This is a genomic window from Bradyrhizobium sp. Leo170 (assembly GCF_004296405.1).
Lineage (GTDB): Bacteria > Pseudomonadota > Alphaproteobacteria > Rhizobiales > Xanthobacteraceae > Bradyrhizobium.
Genome location: NZ_PSRR01000357.1, coordinates 1 through 8,812, shown reverse-complemented (window position 1 = coordinate 8,812; position 8,812 = coordinate 1). Strand labels below are relative to the sequence as shown.

Here is an 8,812-nt window from a genome sequence, read left to right as displayed (position 1 = left end):
CGGGCTGGGTGGCCGCAGCCGCACCGCCCGGGCCGGACGGCGCGGCGCCGAACTGACGCAGGCGCTCCTCCAACTGGCGGTTACGATACTGCAGTTCCTCGTTCTGGCCGGTCAACTGTCGAAGCTGGTTCTCCAGATGCTGGACCCGCATTTCGAGGTCGGCATCGTCGGATTGTGCGAAGGCCGGTGCGGAAACAGCCAGTCCCGCGGCAATCGCCGCGGCGCGCGTAACTCTAAGAAATCTGGATGACATCTTGCCCTGACGACGAAAATCGACGCGGAACCACACTGATGCAGGGAGTACGCCGGAATTGTGACTGAAGCAAATCAACGTTCAAACAAAACCGGCGCCTCTCGGCGCCGGCGGCAAATCGCGGAAATCTTCGGAAGCTCACGAACTCGCGTTCAGCACCGTGACGGCACGGCGGTTCTGCGACCAGCAGGAGATGTCGTTGCAGACCGCCACCGGACGTTCCTTGCCGTAAGAGATGGTGCGCATCCGGCTCGGATCGATGCCGCGCGAGGCGAGATAGGAGCGAACCGCCTGGGCGCGACGCGCACCGAGCGCGATATTGTATTCGCGGGTGCCGCGCTCGTCGGCATGGCCTTCGATGGTAAAGCTGTAACGGTTGTAGCTTTGCAGCCACTGCGCCTGCTTGTCCAGGGTCGCGATCGCTGCGGGGTCAGGTCGGTCTGGTCGCTCTCGAAGAAAACGCGGTCGCCGACGTTCACGACGAAATCCTGCTGGCTGCCCGGGGTCGCCGCGTTCGCCATCGCGCCCTCGGCGCCGAGATTATTCTTGGCGCAAGCACCCATCGAGAGCGCCACCGCGAGCACCGCGGCGAGCTTCAATCCCTGGAGGATTCGCATCTGGTATTTCATTCCGGAGCCTCCACGCTCACGTTTTCGAATTCTCATCCGATCTACAGGGCGATGGTTAAGCGAACGTTCCGTCAACCTTGATGGGACCTTGCCAGACCCGATCAAATGCGGACAAACGGCGAAAAGCGCCCCCGATGGTTAATGGGTTGTAAATGTGGCGCGAGGGTGAAGACAAGCGCGGAGGCAGCCGGAATCGCCGATTTCCCGGCTTTACCGGGAAGAATCTGCGCAAAGTGCGGGACTTCTGCGACAGTTCGGGCGAAGCCGGACTATTCAGGAACTTGGAACGATCGACGCTTGCGCGAAGGAGGGCCGGACATCAGTGGTACCAGATTGACCCCGCCCCCGCTCGAACAGCATCCGCCGCTCGAACGCACTTGAACGCAGGAAGGGGTAGCGGGCGAGCACCCGCTCACGCACCGCAGGCAAGTGCGCGGCCATCAGTCCGACGGGCTTCAAGAGGCCCGGATGGATGCGCGGCTCGGACCAAGCCTCATGCAGGAACACCCGACGGTAAAACGCCATATGCTCGGGACGCACCATGGCCAATCCATAGTCGGCGTTGAAGTGAACGCCAGCCGTCGATCCGAGCCGAACCGTCACGTAGGGCAGTTCCGGAACAGTCCGCGCCTTTTCCGGATCGGCGACAAAGCGCGTCGAGTCGATGAAGACCAGCCCTTGATCAAGCTTGGGATGAAGCACGTCACCAAACACGTCGACGGAGGGCGAGATCCGGCACTCCGGCGTGACGACGTTGATGCGAATTGAGCTGTAGAGTTCGCCGTTAAAGTGCACGCCGAACGTCCAAACGTTGGCGGCATCATCATACTGATCCACGACGCGCTCGTCCGCCGACGGTTCGATCGCTCGTTCGCGCAGATAAGCGCGATAGCGGAGCCGGTAGATATCTTCCTTTTCGGCTGGGGTTTGCGCTAGGCGATAATCGACTTGATCCAGCGGGTCCGAAAGCCGTCCGCTTGCCGGCCTGGTGGCCTCCACCGCGGGCATTATGTTCAATCCTTACACCTTCGAGCAACTTCTGCGCGTGTCAAAAAGATTAACAGCATCTTAATTTATTGCAAAGGGATCGCGGCAATACGGTTAATCGACGCGGGGCTCGCGCGCGAGCCATGCGTCGGTGGCACCGCGGAGCTACCGGTAGAGGGACGGTCTCAGGCAATCGACCGCGACGATGCCAACTTCAGCAAGTCTTCCGGACGGCGGCCATGAGAGGCGGTGAGGAGTTGCCGTATACGCACCGCAGGTACCGGGCGGCTGAACAGATAGCCTTGCGCCTCGGTCACCGCGCCGTCAGCGCTGACGAGATCTAGCTGCTCGTTGGTCTCGATGCCTTCCACCACGACGGACATGCCGAGATCGGCGGAAAGCCGCGCCACACCGCGCAAAAGCGTCAGCGGTCGGTCGGTGTCGATGCCTTCGAGGAATGAGCGGTCGATCTTGACCTTCTGCAATGGGAAGTTGTGCAGATAGCTCAGACTCGAATAGCCGGTGCCGAAATCGTCAAGCGAGATCCGTACACCCAGCGCGTGTAGCTGCGACAGCACGTCGTGCGTCACTTGCGTATTGCGCAGCAGTGAGGACTCGGTGATCTCGATCTCAAGACGTCGCGCCGGCAGGCCCGAAACCTCCAGCGCATAGCGGACCTCGCTCAGCACGTCGCGCTGATGGAACTGCTGCGGCGACAAATTGACCGCGACGCTGACGGATTCAGGCCACGTCATGCATTCCATGCAGGCCTTGCGGAGAATCCAGCGGCCGAGATCGACGATCAGCCCCATGTCCTCCGCCACCGGAATGATCTCGATCGGAGAGACCGTGCCGCGCACCGGGTGGTTCCAGCGCAATAGCGCCTCGCAGGTCGTGATCCTGCCGGTCTTGAGATTGACCAGCGGCTGGTAATAGAGCTCGAACTCCTCGTTCGCCAGCGCCTTGCGCAGGTCGAGTTCGAGGATGCGGCGCGCTTCGACGATCTGGGCCATCTCGTCGCGGAAGAAGCAGAACGTGCCGCGCCCGTCGGCCTTGGCACGATAGAGCGCCATATCGGCGTTCTTCAAAAGCGTGTCGGCGCTGACGCCCGGCGAGGTCATGGCGATACCGACGCTGGCCCCGATCTCGACCAGGTGATTGTGAATCTTGTAGCGCTCGCTCAGCCGATCGACAATGCGACGTGCAAGGCTGGCCGCGTCCTCATGTGATTTGATGTCCTGCTGGAACACCACGAACTCGTCGCCGCCGAAGCGCGCCACGAAATCTTCCGGCCGCAGCATTTCGCGGAGCCGGCCGGCTACCGCGCAGAGGAGCTGGTCGCCGCAGGGATGGCCGAGCGTATCGTTGACCTGCTTGAACTGGTCGAGGTCGATAAACAGCAGTGCCGACAACTGCGCGCCTCTCGGCCGCGCCAGGAGACGACCGATCTCGTCACGGAAATTGAGGCGGTTGGGCAATTGCGTGAGTTCGTCATACCGCGCCAGATGGGTGATGCGGGCTTCCGCGTTGCGCCGCTCGGTAACGTCTTCAAGCAACACAACCGTGCCACCATCGGCCATCGCCTGAAACGTCCACGACAGCGCGCGGTTGTTGGTCAGGTCGGGGGCGCTCGTGATCACGACCCGCATCTGGGTGTGCTCGATCTCGGCGAGGATCGTCCTGCCGCTCGCCTCTGAGATCGAGCCGGCGCTCACGCATGCCGAGATGATGTCGGATGCGCGCAGCCCGCGCTGCACAAGGTCTTCCGGCAGGCCCATCATCTCGCTGAAGCGGTAGTTCATCACCGCAAGGCCGCCGTCGTCGCGGAACATGCACAGGCCGTGCGGCATGTTGTTCAGCGCGGTATCGAACTGGCCGGCCAGCGCCGCCTCCCGCTCCTTCGCGATCCATGCGTTGACGTAGATCCGCTGCAGGCTGGATGTCAGGTGCCGGATGGAAACGAAGAAGACAAAGCTCAGGAGGGCAAGCGCGATGTAATAGGCGCCGCCCACATAGAACAACGCGAAGATCAGGGGTCCGATGGACAACAGCAAATGCAGGTGGAAGATCCGCGGGCGGCCGAATGTCCGCCCAACCCCAGCCGACGTATAGGCCACCACCGTCGTCACGCAGAGCATGTGGGCGGCCGCATCGCTGGTTCGCAGCAGAACGGTTATCCCCCAGATGCCGAGCGCGACGCCATAGGCGACGGCGCCGAACCGGTAGCGCTGCTCCCAGCCGACGGACTCCGCGACGGTGAGCCGCGAGTTGCGCTGCTGGTAACGGTACATCTGATGAGCGCGCCCAAGCCCCACCACGATGAACAGCGGCACGCACAGCCACATCAGGATGTCGCCGGTGACGGCGGCGATCACCGAGCCGGCGATGGCCGGGCCAAAGGCGCCGAAGATCATCGGCGCGGGATTCATGAACAGGGAATCGACCAGCGCAGCCGCGATCGTTGGCGACATCTGCCGGTCCGACTCTCCCGTCTGATTGGCAAACTGCATGAGCTGGGCACACGTCCTGTTGTAACGTGCAGTTTTACCCAGCGCTGATGAAGTCTTTCTGAGGGAATATCGTTACCAAGACCTTGTTTCGAGTTTTATGCAGCGGAAATTCTCTTTCTATTTCAATGAACTAGGAAAAATTTGCCGGTTAACGAGAATGGTTACCCGCAAAGCCCGACAATTTACGACAATAGCGGCGACCACGCCGGATCGGACGCGAAGCCCGGCGTCGGCACGCGCAGTTCGTTGCGGCCGGAAACGTCGACGGTGAAGAGTGACGGTCCCTGGCCGGGATCGCGGAAGAACATCACGACGCGCCCGTTCGGCGCAAAAGTCGGCCCCTCATTGTGATAGCCCGAGGTCAGGATCCGCTCGCCCGAGCCATCGGGCTTCATGATACCGATCGCGAACTGGCCGCCGCCCTGCCTGGTGAAGGCGATGTAGTCGCCGCGCGGCGACCACACCGGCGTCGAGTAGCTGCCGTCTCCAAAGGAGATGCGCTGCGCCTGCCCGCCGTTTGCCGCCATCACATAGATCTGCGGCTTGCCGCCACGGTCGGACTCGAAGCAGATACGCGTTCCGTCGGGTGCAAAAGATGGCGAGGTGTCGATCGCCGGCGTGTCGGTCAGCCGCGTCATCGATTTCGACCGCAGATCCATCACGAACAGGTTGGAGTTGCCGCCCTGCTGCAGGCTCATGATGATGCGCTGGCCGTCTGGCGAGAACCGCGGCGAGAACGACATGCCCGGGAAATTGCCGACGATCTCGCGCTGGCCGGTCTCGATATTGAGCAGATAGACGCGCGGGTCGCCCTGGCCGAACTCCATATAGGTGATTTCCTGGGTCGACGGCGAAAAGCGCGGGGTCAGTACCAGGTCGGAGCCGCGGGTCAGGTAGCGCACATTGGCGCCGTCCTGGTCCATCAGCGCGAGCCGCTTGACGCGGCGCTCCTTCGGTCCGGTCTCGTCGACGAAGACGATGCGGGTGTCGAAATAGCCCTTCTCGCCGGTCAGCCGTTCATAGATCTGGTCGGAGATGATGTGCGCGATGCGCCGCCAATATTCGGCCGAGGTGTCGTATTGCTGGCCGGCGAGTTGCTGGCCGGTATTGACGTCCCAGAGGCGGAATTCCGCCTTCACGCGCCCATTGTTCTGCCGGGTCATGCGTCCGGTGACCAGCGCCTGCGCGTTGACCGACTTCCAGTTCTGGAAGTTCGGCGCGGCGTCGATATTGATGTTCTTCTCGAGATAGGCGGCCTGGTCGATCGGCGCGAACAGCCCCGAGCGCTTGAGATTGTTGGTGATGACCTGGGTGACGCCGGCACCGACTTCGGTATCCCCGGGGGTACCAGCCGTGAAATTCGGGATCGCGATCGGCAATGGCGCGAATTCGCCCTCGGGAATCGGCACGCGCTTCGGCGCCTGCGCAAATGCGCCGCGCGGTGCGGCGGCAACGGTGCCGAGCGCGGCCATGCTGGAAATGATCTGGCGGCGGCTCGGGCGGAAAAACGTCTCAAACGATTTGTTCTGATTGGTCATCGTTGGCGAACTTTGCTTCATGGGACCTCAAGCGCACATCGCGCTCAGGTCTTTCGTTCGGTGAACACGGGCGAAAAATATTTCCATTCGTCGAAGAAAGCCGCCGGCAGATTATACGGCTGGCATTCGATGATCGCGCGCAGCGCGCTCTCCTGATAGACGCGCAAATAAGGCGTCCCCGGCGTGCCCTCAGGCACCGGCATGCCCTCCAGCGTGCCGTCGCGCTTCAGGCGGATCACGAAGGCGGACTCGGTCTGCTGCGCCTCGATGCCGCCATAGGGCTTCTTCCAGCACCGCTCCACCTGGCTCTTGAACATCGCGCCCCAGGTCGCCGAATTGTCGGCGGCCTTGCCATGGGCAAGGCCGAGCGCTGCGTTCGAATTGAGGGTGTCGCCGGCCGCCGCCTGGCGCGTCGGATCGCGCTTGTCGAGAAGGGCTGCAATCTTCGACTGGTCGAACACGCGCTCCTTCAGCTTCTGCTCCGGCGGCGGCTTGGCGGCCTGCTGCTGCGGCTTCGGCGGCGGCTTCTTCTCTTCCTTCTTGATCGCCTCGGCGATCGGATCGGGCTTCACGGGATCAGGCTTCTTCTCGGCCTGCTTCGGCTCCTGCTTTGGCTCTTCCTTCTTGGCCTCTTCCTTTTTCGGCTCTTCCTTGGGTTTATTCTCGACGACCGGCTTCGGCGGATTGGGCTTCTTTTCGACCGGCTTTTCTTCCACCTTCGGGGTCGGCGGCGGGGCGGTATCGGTGACGATGGGCGGCTTCTTGTCCTCGATCTTGCCGACGGCGTCGTCGACCGGCTTGGCCTCGGCGACCTTCTCCACCAGCGGCTTCGGATTTTCCTTCTTGCCGGTCCTCTGGCCGGCCATCACATGGGCAAGCTGGTCGGAAGAAATGACGTCGACCGCGACGGTCTCCTCGTCCGGCAGGACGTAGGCCCTGGACGAAAACGACACGAGGCCCCATCCCAGCACGAGGACGTGCAGGGCGATCGATGCCACCAGTGTCTTGTCGACCTTGACCTTCAACTTACCCTGCTCTGCCACAGCTTAAGATCTCAAGATCCCCCCTCCGGGATGATGACGATGTTGGCCTTGAAGCCGGCGGTGCGAATCTGGCCCAAGAGCTTCATCATATCCGTGTAACAGACGTCCTTGTCCCCGCGCAGATATACCACGGCATCGTTATCCGATCGGGTCTCCCGGATAGCCTTGATTTTGGGCAAGAGGTCGGCAGCCGAGATCGAGGCGTCCCCGAGATAGAGTTCCACGCTCGAATTGCAACTCCCGCCGGTGCGCTTGACCGACAGCGTCAAGGGCGGGGTGTTCTGGGCAATCGACTTGCCGCCGCTCGCGATCGGCAGGTCGATGTCGATATTCGACGTCATCAGCGGCGCCGCGACCATGAAGATGATCAACAGCACCAGCATCACGTCGACCATCGGCGTGACGTTGATTTCCGCCATCACGGCGGCGCGGCGCCGGCCACGGCGGCCACCGCCGCCCGACGAACCCGCCATGCTCATCGCCATGCTCTAGAACCCACCGCTTGCGTTCATCACAGGTCGCCTCATCAGGCCCGTTCGTCGATCTGCCGCGACAGGATCGCGGAGAACTCGTCGGCAAAGCCTTCCAGGCGCTGGGCCTGCCGGTTCACCTCGGAAATGAACTTATTGTAGAAAATAGTCGCCGGAATTGCGGCGATCAGGCCGATTGCGGTCGCAAACAGCGCCTCCGCGATACCCGGCGCCACCACCGCCAATGAGGTATTCTTTGATGCCGCAATCGACTGGAAGCTCGACATGATGCCCCAGACGGTGCCGAACAGGCCGACGAAGGGGCCGGCCGAGCCGACGGTCGCGAGCACCAGCAGCCGCCGTTCCAGCCGCTCGACCTCGCGCGCGATCGACACGTTCATGACCTTCTCGATCCGCATCTGAAGGCCGCCAAAGGAGCGCGAATGGCTCTCGAAGGAGCGCTTCCATTCGCGCATCGCCGCCACGAAGCAGGCCGCCATCGACTGGGTCGGCTTGGCCGACAGCGTGCGATAGAGTTCCTCGATCGACTGCCCCGACCAGAACGCCTGCTCGAACCGGTCCATCGCGCGGCGGGTGCGCGAATACAGGAAGATCTTGTCGATCGCGATCGCCCAGACCCAGACCGAGCAGGCGAGCAGCCCGAGCATGACCGCCTTCACGACCCAGTGGGCCTGCAGGAACAGCGCGATCAGCGAAACGTCGCTCGAGGCCATGGGCAGCGCTGCCTGCGCCACGTCGGCGGGATTCATCGGCAATATCCTTTCAACGCAAAGATCCTCTGTCCTTCCCGGAGCAAATGGCTGCCGGTCCCGGATTTTCGTTTCGACGCGTTTTCCTCACGCGAACCGGTCTCCACCTCGCTTGAGCCGCTCCTAGCAGCCGCGCGCCCAGCGCGGCGGTAAGCGCCAGCCGCGAAAAGCTTTCATCTGTCGCATGGGAGGGCCGTCCAAGGCCCGGCCCTGCTTCCTCCGCCAACATGTCAAAACAAGGGCTGTTCGCCCGTCATTTCCGCCCCTCACCAGACTCTAACCGTGGTTAATGCGAGGTTACCAAAGTCGGCTTTGACGGCTGGAAATGCAGGAAATCCGGCCGGTTACCCGATGGGGCGGGGTTCCCTCCCCTGTCGTTCCTGGCTTGAACTGGGAGGACGCCGTCATTGCGAGCGGAGCGAAGCAATCCATCTCTCAGCGCGCGGAGGTATGGATTGCTCCGCTCGCAATGACGGGGTGAGTTCCGATTCAGGTGTCAAACAGCGGAGGGGATGTGAATCCGCGTTCTCGCGGCATTGATTGCCCGAGGTTTGCGTTCGTTTCACCCTCTCAATCAACAGAGGGCGCAGGGAAAGCCGGGTGCTGGTTGCA

The 8,812-nt window shown here is 62.3% G+C and carries 6 protein-coding genes and 2 pseudogenes; all 8 read right to left on the bottom strand.

Going from position 1 to position 8,812, the window contains the following annotated elements; translation table 11 throughout:
• Positions 1–253: pseudogene (locus CWO89_RS36595) on the bottom strand (tol-pal system protein YbgF); the annotation flags it as partial.
• 138 nt (positions 254–391) lie between these two features.
• Positions 392–882 (bottom strand): annotated as a pseudogene (pal, locus tag CWO89_RS36590) (peptidoglycan-associated lipoprotein Pal).
• A 273-nt stretch (positions 883–1,155) separates the two neighbouring features.
• Positions 1,156–1,890 carry an N-acyl amino acid synthase FeeM domain-containing protein gene (locus tag CWO89_RS36585; protein ID WP_130583242.1) on the bottom strand — a complete coding sequence of 245 codons (735 nt, stop codon included), beginning with the start codon at positions 1,888–1,890 and terminating at the stop codon, positions 1,156–1,158.
• Between the two features lie 164 nt (positions 1,891–2,054).
• Positions 2,055–4,379, bottom strand: a complete 2,325-nt coding sequence (locus tag CWO89_RS36580; protein ID WP_130583241.1) for a putative bifunctional diguanylate cyclase/phosphodiesterase — start codon at positions 4,377–4,379, stop codon at positions 2,055–2,057.
• Between the two features lie 182 nt (positions 4,380–4,561).
• A complete protein-coding gene (gene tolB / locus CWO89_RS36575; RefSeq protein ID WP_394568754.1) occupies positions 4,562–5,851 on the bottom strand; it encodes a Tol-Pal system beta propeller repeat protein TolB in 1,290 nt (429 codons plus the stop codon).
• A gap of 110 nt (positions 5,852–5,961) precedes the next feature.
• The gene (gene tolA, locus CWO89_RS36570) at positions 5,962–6,942 is read right to left on the bottom strand and encodes a cell envelope integrity protein TolA (RefSeq protein WP_130583243.1); all 981 of its coding nucleotides are present in this window, start codon (positions 6,940–6,942) and stop codon (positions 5,962–5,964) included.
• 29 nt (positions 6,943–6,971) lie between these two features.
• Complete coding sequence (locus tag CWO89_RS36565) at positions 6,972–7,445, bottom strand: biopolymer transporter ExbD (RefSeq protein ID WP_130583240.1); 474 nt, start codon at positions 7,443–7,445, stop codon at positions 6,972–6,974.
• 41 nt (positions 7,446–7,486) lie between these two features.
• A complete protein-coding gene (tolQ, locus tag CWO89_RS36560) occupies positions 7,487–8,200 on the bottom strand; it encodes a protein TolQ (protein WP_027579741.1) in 714 nt (237 codons plus the stop codon).
• Positions 8,201–8,812 lie beyond the last annotated feature (612 nt).

Bases quoted from the DNA above. Each gene is read 5' to 3' on its own strand.
- CWO89_RS36585 (WP_130583242.1), bottom strand. From the start codon at position 1,890: ATGCCCGCGGTGGAGGCCACCAGGCCGGCAAGCGGACGGCTTTCGGAC.
- CWO89_RS36580 (WP_130583241.1), bottom strand. From the start codon at position 4,379: ATGCAGTTTGCCAATCAGACGGGAGAGTCGGACCGGCAGATGTCGCCA.
- tolB (WP_394568754.1), bottom strand. From the start codon at position 5,851: ATGGCCGCGCTCGGCACCGTTGCCGCCGCACCGCGCGGCGCATTTGCG.
- CWO89_RS36565 (WP_130583240.1), bottom strand. From the start codon at position 7,445: ATGGCGATGAGCATGGCGGGTTCGTCGGGCGGCGGTGGCCGCCGTGGC.
- tolQ (WP_027579741.1), bottom strand. From the start codon at position 8,200: ATGAATCCCGCCGACGTGGCGCAGGCAGCGCTGCCCATGGCCTCGAGC.